Source organism: Magnetococcus sp. PR-3, from assembly GCF_036689865.1.
GTDB lineage: Bacteria > Pseudomonadota > Magnetococcia > Magnetococcales > Magnetococcaceae > Magnetococcus.
This window is the reverse complement of record NZ_JBAHUQ010000015.1, coordinates 57,581-71,734: the sequence shown is the minus strand read 5'-3', so window position 1 is coordinate 71,734 and position 14,154 is coordinate 57,581. Positions and strand designations below refer to the sequence as shown.

Genomic DNA, 14,154 nt, shown 5'->3' with positions numbered 1-14,154 from the left:
ATCATGATGCAGGATCATGCGACAGACAGCTACGGGAAAAAAACACCCCGCCGGGATGAAGCAAGAAATACAAGTTTAGAGCCGACTCTAGCCTTAAAGCCTTATCCCCTTTAAAGCGGTTTTGCCTGACCTGTTTACCAGCCCCCTACCCCAGCAAGCTCCGTATAGACAATATGCCGAACGCCTGATCAGATCAAACACAGACACAGCCGTCATCGTTTAACAGCAGCTGTCGGGTCGAGCTCTCTGGCCAATGAAGCACCGATGTTAGTAGGGCTTTTTATTCTCCAGCGTTTGCCACTGCTGAAACACCGCCAAAGCGTGTTCAGAAGGCCGGTGCACCATCGGTTTTTGCCGCTGCGCCAAGGGTAAGGCCAGCTCTTCATAGATGGTGGCATCATCAAAGCCAATGGCCGCAGCTTGTTGCCTTGTATTGGCAAAGAAAACAGCATCCAAATGTGCCCAGTAGATTGCCGCTAAGCACATAGGGCATGGCTCACAGGAGCTAAACAAGGTATAGCCTTGCAGATGAAACTGCCCCAACTTTTCTGTGGCACGACGAATGGCGGTCATCTCTGCATGGGCCGTCGGATCATTGCAAGACGTCACACAGTTCCACCCCTGAGCCAGTAGTGTTTCATCCTGGCTATGCACGATCACCGCACCAAATGGCCCACCACACCCCGCCTGCATTTTTTCAGCAGAGAGCAAAACAGCCTGCTCCAACCATTTATCATGATTCATCCATCAGCTCCGGATGTTGTGCTTGTATCGGGATTAAAGGCATCATAGCCTTAAGCAAAACCTGTTTTTTAATGGGCTTAGTTAAGTGGCTACTGCACCCGGCCTCCACACTGCGCTGCTCATCTTCACGCATGGCATGTGCCGTCAGCGCAATAATAGGCACCCCTTTACGTGCAGACTGTTGAGCCTCCCATTGCCGTATTTCACGGGTTGCTTGCAGGCCATCCATTATAGGCATTTGCACATCCATCAAAACCAAGTCAAAGGGTGCATCTTTTACCTTTTCCAGCGCTTCTTGACCATTATGTACAATGGTTAACTGGTGACGACCCTCTTTTAAATAGGACTGTAATAAAAGGATATTGTCGTCAGAATCTTCAGCAATGAGGATCTTCAACCCGTGGGGTAAATGCACAGGAAGATCTGCATTTAGAGCTTGGGGGTTGATGCTTAACAGGATGCTATGAATCAGCTCCTGTCGGCGAACAGGTTTGGCTAAAACACGCCCCCCCCTACCCATAATATGCTCAAACCAAGCATGGTTGGGCTCTGGTAATAAGACCAGCAACGGCAGTTGTTTGGTCTGTTCCTCTCGCTGTATCTCGGCCAAAATTTGCTCTAGCTCGGTATCTTCCAGGGTGTGCAAGTTAATAATCAGAAGATCGACCGACGTTAAATTTGACTCTTTATCTGTCAGGTCATGCACACTCTCAATACAGGTTACACGCCCACCTAAGGCGGTGAGCAGGGGATGAATCGCATCGGCCACATGTGCAGGTTCAATGAGTAAGCAGTGATGTTCCTCCAAACGCTTTGCTTGGATAGACTGCTCGCTCAAATGAGGAATGGCTTGCATGGGAATGGTAAAGTAAAAAGCACTCCCCTTGCCCAGAGTGCTCTCAACCTGAAGCTCTCCCCCCATAAGCTTAGTGAGCCGCTGACTGATTGAGAGCCCTAAACCTGTGCCGCCATACTTGCGCGTAACACTGGAGTCCCCCTGATTGAAGGATTCAAAAATAGCCTCCAACTGTTTGGCTTCAATGCCAATCCCTGTATCGGTCACTTTAAATTGAATGAGCGTTTCAGAGACACGGGTAAGTACCACCGTAATGGAACCTTGCTGGGTAAACTTAATGGCATTTCCAATAAGATTAACCAAAATCTGCCGCAAGCGGACCTGATCACACCAGCAGTAGGGGGCAATATCCGGATCCCGTTCTAAAATTAGCGCGACCCCTTTTTCCTGGGCGCGGAGAGTCAACATTTCCGCCAAGCTCGCAAGCAGGGCATCCAGATCGGTCTCCACCATCTCCAGCTCTAACCGATCCGCCTCAATTTTACTCAGATCCAAAATATCATTAATAATGACCAACAGTGCATCACCTGCACGACTTATGGCCTGCAGAGCCTGCAGATGCTCATCATCCAACTTAGATGCCATCAACAGATCACTCATCCCCAAAATAGCATTCATAGGGGTACGGATCTCATGGCTCATAACGGCTAAGAATTCACTTTTGGCTCTGTTGGCCCCATCGGCCGCATCCCGCGCCAGCGTCAGCTCCTGCTGAATCATTTTTAAGTGGGTAATATCGGTCCCTACACTCAACAGCTCTTTTATCTGACCCTGCTCATCTACAATGGCGCGGTTTGCCCAGGTCACCCAAACACGCCGCCCGTCCCGACACACATTCTCATTTTCATGATAACTATAGTGTGCGGGATCACAGGCCACCGCATCGACCCGTTGATGAAGGTCACGCCCGCTACTCTCCTTCTGTGGAACAATGGTCTCGTAAACGGTTTTGCCCACCAGCTCCGCTTCGCGATACCCAAAAAAAGTAAGCGCATACTCATTACAGAAGGTGATCTCACCATCAGGTTGCCAACGCAGGATAATACTACGGGCATGCTCAACCAAATACCGGTAGTTGGATTCCCGTTCAGAGAGTGCCTTCATGGATGACTGCAAATCCTGGGTACGTTCAGCAACCCTCTTTTCCAACTCCTCCTTGGCAGCGGTGAGCTCCTGTTCTCGATCATAGACCTGCATGGCCAGTTCATTAATAGCCTGGGTAATACGCGCCAGCTCATCCTGCCCCTGGATGGGGATCAACACATTCAACGCCCCTGAGCGCATATGCTTCAACCCCAGGTCAATGGTGCTAATACGTGCATAAAGCTGGCGAAAAATCAGCCGATTGGCCATCAGATAGGCCAACAGAGCCACCACCAAGGCCAGCACTAATGTACGTACATGCACAACCCGGTAGAAGGCTGTGGGCATGGCGGTATCAAACACCGTTTTACTGTAAAAGCGGAATCCGCTGATGTTCTCTCGTCGGGGCTGGATGGTATAAATCGTCAGCCGGTTTTCATCTCGCAGTTCAAGACTCTCTTTACCTTTTAAACGCGCTGCAGCTTCTGGGTCCATGGCCTGCCCTTCATGCAACAGCGACCACTGGGCCAGATCGTCGGCAATATAGAGATCTAGGGCTTTGAGAATGTCGTTGCTATCCACCAGGCTTTGAAAGAACTCTTCTAAAAAGAACCGCTTTTGCGCCTCGCTACCAAAAGTCTCGGCCCCTTCCCACATATTGATGGAAACTTCCACCAGATAGTTTTTATCCCGCGGGCCGTGGTATGCATATTTTTTAATGATTCCCGTTTTGTTGGACATGGAGATACGATCGACCTCCAACCGGCCGCTACCCAGCAACCCGGTAAGTTTGCTCTTTAAGCTTTGGGCCAAACGACCCAAGTTCAGCCCCATATCGGGCTTAAATGTGGTTTTAAAAACCGTCAGATCCTGGTTAATCAGGTAGATATCACCCACCGAAAACTCTTTAGCCAGGGCGGTTAACTGTGCCTCTGTCCACTGTTCAGGAGGGGGGCCTTGGTGAATGCGCGCCGCCACTTTTGGTAGGGCATCGGCAATGCGCTGGTCCAGCTCGGCTTCCACTTCATTCATAAACAGGTCAAAAGAACGAAAGCGGTTAAGCAGTTGCTGTTGGGTCTCTAAAATACGTTGATCACGATTGACTTTAAACTGCTCGATCGCCAGTTGCTGTACAGCAAAACTCACGATCAATGCCGTCATGGCAATTACGGTAAACAGGAAGAGACTTAATTTAACTTTGAGTGAAGAGCTTCTTCTCTGCACGGATCTCTCCTGAACATGACCCTTGGTTCTAAACTGTCAGTCTAAAGATAGAACGGGGCAACGATTAAACAGACACACTCTCAGAGTAAGTTACCCCACAAAAGATCTGCCAGTAAAATATACAGCACTTTGTCTGTTTTAAAATCAGGCAGCCGCTTATGCTTCCATGCTCAGCTCTATCCAACGTGTCACTTGCTGTAGGTGGTGTTCATAACTGTTTTTTTGTGCATAGTGCATCCGCGCCCGACAAATGGCCGGATGATTATGCTGGGCCAGATTTTGGATCACTTGGCGGAAGAGAGCTGGCAGCTGATCATCCTGCCCGGGTTCCGTCATACAAAGCAGGGATCGCTTATCCGCATATTCAGCCATATGGTTACTGACAACCACCTTCCCTGTGCTTAAATACTCTAATACTTTATGTGGGTTATCTCGATCAAACTTTAAAGGATCGTTATTATAGGAGAGAACAAAACAATCCATTTTTTGGATAGCCTGTGCCAGTTGTGACTTATCAACCATACCGTGTAGCGTCACATTATCTGCAGCGTCTAACAGCTGACCTAACGGGGTCTTAAGATCCCAAGGCCCCCAAAAATGAAAGGCCACCTGGGGATGCTCACCCAGTATCTGGGCCATCATCTGTACATCAATCTCTGTACGGGTCAAATTACCAAAATAACCGCAGCTCACCCTTTTTTCCGGGCTATCGTTGCTCGCCTCATCTGTTGGCACTTGGGCAGCGTGAATAAATGGTGTACTTAACCCATGGTTTAAAAAAAACTTTTTAGATGACAATTCCGGTCCATCAATAAAGTCCAGATAGGTATGCGCAGGGGCCAAAATAAGATCAGCCTGTTGGGCAATATGACGGTGTATGGGTTGGGTTAATTTATCCACCGGGTGATAGAGCGTACAGCGTGCGCCAAATCCTGCAAGGTCAGGATAACTGTTGGGATCAAAACACCAGACGACATCACACACCCCGCCAATGGCCTGAATAATCCGGCGCATCTGCACACGCATAAGCAAACGGTAAAAAACCAGCATATGAAAGCGCAGTGATCTTGGAAAAAACAGCTGACTGGTGACCGTTGAAAGGTCATGACCTGCCAGCTCAACCTGTTCAACCACAGGCCCTGCCAATGCCATACCTGGCTTTGGGGGCTGTAAAAAAAACACCCGGTTGTTTTTAGATAGCTCCAAGGCGTAGTGATGCTTGGAAATATGCACATGCTGCCATGGCTGAGGAGAGATCAGCAAAATGGTTTGGTGTGTTAACCAGCCCATATCCATCGCCTATTTCGATAAAGATTAGCCGCTGCTAAGAGATGATCAATCTTCATTTTCTGCCAGAAAATCCACAATATCAGCAACGGTGGCAAAATTGTCCAGACCAATATCTTCACGATTAAGTGTGACAGGAAAACTAGACTCTAAAAAGCCCAACAGCTCAACCATGGCAAAAGAGTCTAAAATACCTTCTAAAAAAAGGTTGGTATCTGGCTCTGGCCAATGTTCCGTGGTCTCTTGCAGATAGCTCTGAATACGTTCAATAGCCTGTGGTTTATCCATGGTGCGGCGCCTCCTTAATCAACATGTTGTCTAACGGTTGGGTATGGTAACTGGAAAGATCAAAGGTATTCAATAACCATACCGCGCCGAACCACACCAAAATCCATATAGACCCATCCAGGCCTGGTATCACTTGCGTGGTCTGGAGTATGCATAAACAAACCCCATCCGATCTGGCGCATGTTCAGAAGAAGTTACAAGATGGGATCACACACATACGCCGTACACGCCTGGTCGATCAATACAGGACGTTACTGAGCACAAACAGGCCATGTTAGCCGCTGCAATGGATCATTGGTTGTTATGAGAAATCTTGCCCACCTTTTACATCATCGCGTAAGCCAAACCCCCGATCAGCGGGCCATTCGCCATCTGGATCAAACCCTGACATGGCGTCAACTCTACAGTAGAGCGATGGCCGTTCGCGATCACTTACACACCTGTGGCGTGCAACGCGCAGATGTGGTGGCGATCCATATCAACCACTCTCTGGCTCAGGTTATTGCCCTTTTTGGTATTGCTTTGGCCGATGCCGTCTTTACTGTCGTATCGGTACAGTTAAAGTCTCAACAGATCCAACATCAGATCATGGATTGTGGTACCAACCATATTTTAACCATGGCGTCCAAGCGTAAACTGCTGGAAAAAATGTTTGCCTACCGCGACACGCAATTGACGGTACTACACCCTTCAGGCGTGATCGAAAATAGAGCAGAGCCTGAGACCATCCAGACCTTACCGGAACAGTGCCACACGCGATCTATACCGACCGATGTGGGCTGTATTATCTATACCTCTGGCTCCAGCGGCAAACCCAAGGGTGTTGTTGTCCCCCACCGGACTTTGCTTGATGGGGCGCGTATTGTAAGTGGCTATCTTAAAATCACGCAAAAAGATCGGATTTTAAGCATTCTTCCGTACAATTTTGATTATGGCCTTAATCAACTGCTCTCATGCGTTCAAACCGGAGCCAACATTGTGCTGGCCCAGTTTACCTTTCCCAAAGATATTTTAACCATCTTGAGAGAGGAAGAGATTACCGCCATGGCAGGCGTTCCCTCCATGTGGCCCCATTTTTTTCTGGCCGATTTTCTGGATGCTAAAACGCGCACCCCCCTGCCCCATCTCCGCTATGTCACCACCGCAGGGGGTAAACACCCCATGTCACTGTTGGAAAAGCTGACCGCTCTATTTGCGGAATCTGACCTTATCATTATGTATGGCTTAACAGAATCCTTCCGCTCCAGCTACCTACCTTTTAGTGAGCTGTTTAAACGCCCAGGCTCCATCGGCAAAGCGGTTCCTGAGGTTGAGCTTTTGGTGGTCAATAAAGAGGGCAACCCCTGCGCGCCAGGGGAGATTGGTGAACTTATTCATCGCGGGGCATTTGTTACCTATGGCTATTTAAACAACCCGGAACGTACCGCTGAGAAGTTTCAGCACCTGGCCACCGGCGGGCCAGGTTGCCTACCTGAAATTGCCGTGCGATCCGGAGACTTGGTTTCCATGGATGAAGAGGGTTACCTCTATTTCCATGAACGGGCAGATACGCAAATTAAGTGTAGCGGATACCGAATTAGCCCTTCTGAAGTGGAGGAAGCGGTATTGGCTGTACCGGGCATTAAGCAAGTTGCAGTCTTTGGCCAGCCATCGGAGATGTACGGTGAGGTCGTCGTGGCAGCCTATGCAACTTTTGATGCAGAGCCCATGCCCTTGCCGCACTTAAAAAAGGCCCTGATCCACACACTGCCTTCCTATGCAGTTCCTCAATTTATTCAACACTACACGGCACTACCTACGACGGCCTCTGGCAAAATTGACTATCCGGCACTGAAACAACATGCCGAACAGTTGGATGCTAACCAGGCCATTTAGGAGTGCCCATGCAACAGCAAAAACCCACACTGCTACTTGGAGGACTCTCTGGCGACGCCCACTCTGTCGGGTTGAATATCCTGCGCCAAGCCCTCAGCCATCATGGTTATCAGGTCAACTACCTGGGGCCCCAAAGTGCCTTGGAGGATTTTTTCCGTTGGGCACCCAGCGCCCATGTGATCATGGTATCCAACATGGATGGCCACGCCGCGCACTATCTGCGTTTATTCCCTGAATTACGACGCCAGTACGGTCAGCACAAAGCCACCCCTTTGTGGTATTTGGGCGGTAATTTAACCAGTGGTGATGAAGCTGGTGCTGAGCAGCACTTCATGGAAATGGGCTTTCATCGGGTCTTTCCTAAATTTGTGGATATTCAAAAAGTCCTTTCTCTCTTAGAGGAGGATATGCATCGCCTGGGCACGCCAAGACTTGGACTCAACTTCCAACCTCAAAAAAGTGCCCAGCTGCATACGGTACCCAGTGAAGAAAAGCTGATGGACCTACAGTGGCTGCCCAAGCGCAAGGATGTACTACAGTATTGGAAAACTGGCCAAGGGGCACGAGATTGGGCAGAGAACTTCGGCTTCCTTAAGCAAGCCCCCTCTTTTCCAGCCCTACAACAGCGGGTGAACCAAGGCCAGCACAGTATACTGATCCAGCCACGCTCAGGCGTTGGCAACGCCCAAGAGCAGATCGATCTGTTCCAGGCCTTTGCCAACCGGGGGGCCCATGTTCTCTCTTACCAAGTAGACTCCCTGACACGAAACAATGATTACTTGGGGGTTGATGAACTGTTAAAGGATGCGTATTTAAAAACATCCAGCGTGCTTAACGGCTTTCCCCTGATCAATCACGGTGTACCCACCCTTCGGCGCATAAGCCAACAGGTCGCGACCCCCTTGCAGTGCCGCCACAGCACCCGCTACCCGGAACTGTTGGCCGAAGTCTCCTACGCAGGGGGAGTTACCGCGTTCGAAGGGGGGCCTATCTGCTATAATATTCCTTATTTCAAGGATTATGCACTGCAAGAGGCCATCCATTGCTGGCAGTATGTAGACCGGCTAACCGGCCACTACTACGAAAAAGCTGGGATCGTGTTGGATCGGGAATTTTTTGGCACCCTTACCGCCACTTTAATCCCCCCCTCCTTAGCCATTACCACCTGTATTCTTGAGTCTATTCTAGCAGCCCAACAAGGGGTGAAGTGTGTCTCTTTAGGCTATGCCGAACAGGGAAATCGCATTCAGGATGTTGCGGCCATTCGTACCATGGCGCAACTGGGGCGTAAAATGTTGGATAACCTGGGCTATCATGATGTTCAGGTTAATACCGTCTTTCATCAATATATGGCGGCCTTTCCGCTGGACCCCAATAAAGCCCGTGAATTGATTTTACAATCCGCCGTCACAGCGGGTTGCTCTGGGGCGACCCGTATGTTGATCAAAACGGTGGCGGAAGCTTTTAAAGTCCCCAACAAGACGGATAATCTAGAAGCCATACGCTTGGCCCAGGCCGGGTTGCAGATGGCGCAACGTGTTGAACTGGACCAACACGCGCTACACCACGAAATGTCGATTATCCAGCAGGAGGTCGAGTCGATTTTTGATGCCATTGTGCTGGCTGGCAATGGCAACCTGATCGAAGGTATCATTAAGGGATTTCAAAGAGGGTTGCTTGATATCCCGTTTGCCCCCAGCATTCATAATCAGGGTAACGTTCTAACCGCCCGCGATGTTGAGGGAGCTGTACGTTTTTTGGACTGTGGCCATTTACCCTTTAGCAAGGATCTTAAAGCCTTTCACCGGGAGCGCATGAACCAGCGCCGTCGACAGGAGGGCATACGCCATGATAAAGAGAGCTACCGACTGGTGGAACAGGATGTTCTACAGGTTGCCCGTGGCCAATATACGCAGTGGCCTTTAAAGGGATAGAGCAAACACGATGTTTTTTTTCACCCTCATACCCAACGGCTTGTTATGACCCCCACCTACTCTGCAACCAACGGGCACGCACAGTGGCGCCACTGGGATCTGACCCATTTGGCTGAAACCTATGGCACCCCCCTGTTTATTTATGATCAGACGGTCATCGCCCGACAGTTTGAGACCCTGCGCACCCACCTGGGGGATAGCCTGGATCTGTTTTTTGCTGTCAAAGCCAACCCCAACTTAACCCTGTTGGGCCATATGGATGAACTAGCAGATGGGTATGACATCTCTTCCGGCGGTGAGCTCCAACAGATACTCCGTGCAGGTATTGAAACCACCCATTTAAGTTTTGCTGGCCCCGGAAAAACCGATCAAGAGCTGGAACTGGCCATTCACAGCGGTGTGGGTTTTATCAGTTGTGAATCGGTCCGTGAGCTACAACGTATTGACCTCTTAGCCCAAAAATTGGATAAAAGGGCCAATGTTGGTCTGCGCATTAACCCCGCCCGTAAAGCCCGAGGGTTTGGGATCATGATGGGGGGTAAACCCTCTCAATTTGGGGTGGATGAAGAGGTTTGGCCAAGCTATTTCGAGGCCTTGGCACAGACAGAACGCTGTGACTTTAAAGGGATTCACATCTACTCTGGCACGCAGTCTTTAGATCCGGATGCCTTAGTCGATAATTTTAATGATATTTTACGCTTAGCGACGGATATTCAACAGCAAAGCGGTCATACCATTCAGTGGATCAACTTTGGTGGTGGTTTTGGTCTCTCCTACTATGAAGATCAAGAACCACTGGACTTGGCTGATCTAGGCCAACGTCTACGGGCCAGCATGGCCCAGTTCCGTCAACAACCAGGGTGTGCTGAGGTCCGGGGAATTTTGGAGTTTGGTCGTTTTCTGGTGGGGGAAGCAGGTCTCTATGTAACCCGTGCAGTGGATGTCAAACATTCCAGAGGACAACGTTTCTGTGTACTGGATGGCGGGATGAACCATCATCTGCCAGCCAGTGGTAACTTTGGTCAGGTTTTTCGACGTAATTACCGCATTAGTAACCTAAGCCGCCCACCGGCAGAAAAACAGGAATCCACGACCTTTGTCGGCCCCATCTGTACCACCATTGATGTGATGGGGCTGAAAGTACCTTTTTCGACCCTTGAGGAAGGGGATTATATCGCCGTTCACACCTCAGGCGCTTATGGTCTAACCTGCAGCCCTCTATTTTTTCTCTCACATGAGACCCCACGAGAACTGCTATTGCTTGAGGATCAAGTTCTGCTTATTCGAGAAAGTATGGAAGCCAGTATCCTCAACACTGAGACTGCGCGTTAGAGTCATGGAGCCTTTTTGGCAGCAGATTAAAGCCGAGCAAACCACGCTATTGATCACCAACCCCGGTCAACAGTTAGGTACAGCCCCACCTACGGGTGTGACGTACCATACCGTGGATGAAAACCCCCTACCTTTTGCATCTGAGCAGTTTGATCAGGTCATTCTATGGCGAGCAACCCAAGCCACACCCTGGCCCCGAGCCCTACTACAAGAAGCCGCCCGAGTGACGAGAACAGGGGGATATGTCACCCTTTATGCACAAAATCGTATTGGCTGGCCCCGTCTGTTTAATCCTGTAAACTGGCTAAAAAGAGCCCGCGCTCTATTGCGTTATCTGGGCGTTTCTGCCCCTAAGACACGACAGAGACAAACCTACCTTAGCCTGCCTCAACTTCAGCAATTATCCCCAGATCTGGCGCTTGGTCCGGCCACCATCACCTGCCGTTTGGGGCGTTCCTGGCACACCTACCATGCAAGCCCCTTGCACAACCGAGCAGCTGAGTTCTGTTTAACATGGCCCAAAGAGAGACTGCCAGAACGGATAAAAACGACCATTTGGCAATCACCCAAGCAGTTCTGCCAAACGATGCTTCAACAGTATCAGCCGTGGTTCCACCCAGAATTTCAACACATCACCTCAACCGAACTGCCCCTTAGCCAGATTAAAGGACCTGTGCTACTACTGGCGCCACATCCCGATGATGAACTGGTGGGCAGTGGGGGCACATTACTGGCTCTGCGTGCGCATGGCGTATCCGTTCATGTACTGCATATGAGCCATGGGAGCAGTGCCTACGGCACCTCAGATTTACCCATCGAACGCCGTAAGACAGAACGTTTAAAAGAGGCTGAACGGGTTGCCCAACACGCGGGTTTTATTTTCCATAGCTGGCCTGATGTCAGCGATGGCACCCTTTGCTCAGACAACCAGCTTCTGCAAGATCGTCTTGAAGATTTAATCGGTGCTATTCAGCCCCAGACCCTCTTTATGCCACACCCAGCCGATCACCATGAGGATCATACAGCGGCAAGCCAACTGGCGGTACAAGCGTGTCGAGCCCTTAACCCTCAGCACCGACCACAACTGTTAGGGTATCAGGGGTGGGGAACCATCCCGCCCCATTACTACGTTGAGATCACCCCCTACCATGCACAACAGATGGCCCTGCTACACCACTACTACACCGCACTTAAGCCTGTAGACTATATAGAGCAAGTAACCCATTGGCAGGCTTACTATGGGTTAACGCTTGTAAAAAAACCGGTTTTAATAGAAATCTTTGCCCCCATAGCATGGGATGGAGAGTCGGCATGAGCCCAGCTTCAAAACCTGTGATTACCATCGAGCCAGCCAGCCTGAGCATGCGTGCAGAGATTCTTGATTTTTTAGCCAAGGGGTTTGAACTGCCCTCCCCTTATAATCAAGACCCTGCCGCTTTTTTTCGCTCATTGATCTATAGTCCATGGTTGGAGAAGCAGCAGAACCTAGGCATGGTTCTGCGTGTGGATCATGCGTTACAGGGCTTTATTGGGGCCATTGTGGCCAACCGCCCTCTACAGGGTCACTCTGTCGCGGTATGTAATACCACCACATGGCTGATCACCCCTGAGCATCGCAAATATAGCTTAGGGCTTATCCAGGCCCTCTTTAAAGCCTACCCAGATACCCTATTTACCTCTTTAACCCCCTCACCCATTTTTTCCCAATTGGCGGGGTTAATGGGCTTTAAAGCGTGGGATAGCGGCATGACCCTTATCCCTATTCTCAACTGGCGTCGTCAGGATTGGGCCAAACCTCATCCCAAGATTATTCTTAATCCTTCTAAAATCATGGGGCATCTGGATCAAGCCAACCAACAGCTGTTCTCTGATCATCTTAAGGAGGGGGGTGTAGGGGTGCTGATTATCGAGGGGGAACAGCAACTGTTTACCATTCTACTGCGTAAAGCCCATGGGGCATCTGGGCGTGGGGATGTGATGCATGTGAGTGATATCGAACGGTTCAACCGCTGGCTACCTTGGGTAAGCCTAGCTTGCTGGTGGCAGCTTGGGGTCTCAAGAATAGCCATTCCCCAGCGATGGTTTACCCGGCAAGAGGGTCTGGCATGGGAGTATATGGAGAAGCACATTCTCTATAAGGGTAAAAACCTACCCGCACCTGAAGCGTTGGATATGCTGTATACGGAGAGCTTTAGCAATGCACGCATGGACAGCTTGCAAGGAGCCTCGCCATGGAAAAAGAATACAGCGAGACTGTTTGCGCTGGGGGTTGCGGTTAAAGCCCGCATCAAAGCTTTCCGTCGTTAGCGTTTGGCCAGCCACCCTAGCATATGCTTATGGAGCAGGGTGGCTTGGGTATAATCCCCCCACGCGTCACGCACCCAAAAACGTCCAGCTGCCCCCATCTTTTGCATGGTTGCGGGGTTGTGGGCCAGTTCAACCAGAGCCTTGGTTAATCCATCCACCTGCCCTGCGGTATAGATCAACCCCGTTTCACCATGGCGGCATGTCTCCCCTAACCCCCCACACGTTGAAACCACAATAGGTAACCCCATGGCCGAGGCCTCCAGAGGGCTCAACCCCAACGCCTCTTCAGACCCTTGCTCTGTCGCATGTGAAGATTGCACAAACAGATGAGCCTGCTGCATGGCATGACAGACCTCTGCATGACTTTTTGCCCCAAGCCACTCAATACGATCCTCAATACCCAGCTCTTCAGCCTGTTGCATAAGGGTTGTACGCATGGGGCCATCCCCAATCACAGACCACTGCCAAGGGAAGTCCAAGGACTTTAAAGCCTGTAAGGTTACCCCATACCCTTTAACAGGCACCAAGCGCCCAACACTGATGATTTTAAGCGGGGTCTGCCCCAATTGATAAGGCTCTGTTTGTTGATCTGCCTGAATAAAGTGGCGATTCACACCGGGTGTAATGCGATGCAAATAAGCATGGCGCTTGCTAGGCAGCCACTGCTTTAATAGATCCATAAGGTAATAACTGGGGCAAAAGCCACCTGCTGCATACTGAGAGAGTTGGCGCAGCAGTAGACGATGCCCCCACTGTCGCCCTAGCGTATGTACATCAACACCGTGATAGTGCACCCCCCAAGGCTGAGACAACCTCTTAAGTAGAGGAAGTAGACGGCCAGCCTGTTGGGCAAAGTGCACCAAAAGGGCATCAGGCGCTACATCTTCTACCATCTGTTGCCATGCATGTTGAGTCTGAACATCCACCCCATAAGGGTTCTGCCACCATACCGTTTTCACGACTTTAGCAAGTCGGCGTATGCCACCAGAGGGCCGAGTAGCAATAGGGGTTGGAACAACCCGAACCTCAAAGGCATTCAGAGATACAGGGGATGAAGGAAGGCGTTGTGTGGTGGCAAAAACCACCTGCCACCCTAACTTTTTTAGTGCTTGAGCCTGTACCAGAATAAATATTTCAGAAGGTGGTAACAGACGCTCCACAACCACTAACAACTTAGGCATGGGTAGACCTTACCGGTATGGAAGCTAAGGTTTGCAGCCTATC

10 protein-coding genes are annotated in these 14,154 nt (G+C 50.2%); 5 read left to right on the top strand and 5 right to left on the bottom strand.

Translation table 11 applies throughout. The features are described from left to right. Positions 1 to 267: 267 nt before the first annotated feature. The 4 genes from V5T57_RS10360 to V5T57_RS10345 all read right to left on the bottom strand — a co-directional run bounded on the left by V5T57_RS10360 (position 268) and on the right by V5T57_RS10345 (position 5,482). The gene (locus tag V5T57_RS10360; protein ID WP_332891138.1) at positions 268 to 744 is read right to left on the bottom strand and encodes a nucleoside deaminase; all 477 of its coding nucleotides are present in this window, start codon (positions 742 to 744) and stop codon (positions 268 to 270) included. After that, entirely contained in the window at positions 734 to 3,907 is a 3,174-nt protein-coding gene (locus V5T57_RS10355) for an ATP-binding protein (protein ID WP_332891137.1), read from the bottom strand. The genes V5T57_RS10360 and V5T57_RS10355 overlap by 11 nt, the downstream gene beginning before the upstream one ends. A gap of 156 nt (positions 3,908 to 4,063) precedes the next feature. After that, positions 4,064 to 5,197, bottom strand: coding sequence for a glycosyltransferase (locus V5T57_RS10350; protein ID WP_332891136.1), 1,134 nt, complete (start codon positions 5,195 to 5,197; stop codon positions 4,064 to 4,066). A 45-nt stretch (positions 5,198 to 5,242) separates the two neighbouring features. Then, positions 5,243 to 5,482, bottom strand: a complete 240-nt coding sequence (locus tag V5T57_RS10345; RefSeq protein WP_332891135.1) for an acyl carrier protein — start codon at positions 5,480 to 5,482, stop codon at positions 5,243 to 5,245. A gap of 303 nt (positions 5,483 to 5,785) precedes the next feature. Here V5T57_RS10345 and V5T57_RS10340 point away from each other — a divergent pair, with 303 nt between their 5' ends. The 5 genes from V5T57_RS10340 to V5T57_RS10320 are packed head-to-tail and all read left to right on the top strand — an operon-like array spanning position 5,786 to position 12,930. Next, positions 5,786 to 7,357 carry an AMP-binding protein gene (locus V5T57_RS10340; RefSeq protein WP_332891134.1) on the top strand — a complete coding sequence of 524 codons (1,572 nt, stop codon included), beginning with the start codon at positions 5,786 to 5,788 and terminating at the stop codon, positions 7,355 to 7,357. Positions 7,358 to 7,365: 8 nt separating this feature from the next. Continuing rightward, complete coding sequence (locus V5T57_RS10335) at positions 7,366 to 9,291, top strand: methylaspartate mutase subunit E (RefSeq protein ID WP_332891133.1); 1,926 nt, start codon at positions 7,366 to 7,368, stop codon at positions 9,289 to 9,291. 45 nt (positions 9,292 to 9,336) lie between these two features. After that, positions 9,337 to 10,623: a type III PLP-dependent enzyme gene (locus V5T57_RS10330; RefSeq protein WP_332891132.1), complete on the top strand. Its 1,287-nt coding sequence runs from the start codon at positions 9,337 to 9,339 to the stop codon at positions 10,621 to 10,623. Between the two features lie 4 nt (positions 10,624 to 10,627). Then, on the top strand, positions 10,628 to 11,938 hold the full coding sequence (locus tag V5T57_RS10325; RefSeq protein ID WP_332891131.1) for a PIG-L family deacetylase: 1,311 nt from the start codon (positions 10,628 to 10,630) through the stop codon (positions 11,936 to 11,938). Next, positions 11,935 to 12,930, top strand: coding sequence for a hypothetical protein (locus tag V5T57_RS10320; RefSeq protein WP_332891130.1), 996 nt, complete (start codon positions 11,935 to 11,937; stop codon positions 12,928 to 12,930). The genes V5T57_RS10325 and V5T57_RS10320 overlap by 4 nt, the downstream gene beginning before the upstream one ends. Here V5T57_RS10320 and V5T57_RS10315 read toward each other — a convergent pair. After that, positions 12,927 to 14,111 (bottom strand): glycosyltransferase family 4 protein, encoded by a 1,185-nt coding sequence (locus V5T57_RS10315; RefSeq protein WP_332891129.1) that lies wholly within the window; start codon positions 14,109 to 14,111, stop codon positions 12,927 to 12,929. The two genes, V5T57_RS10320 and V5T57_RS10315, sit on opposite strands and share 4 nt — an antisense overlap. Positions 14,112 to 14,154: the final 43 nt, after the last annotated feature.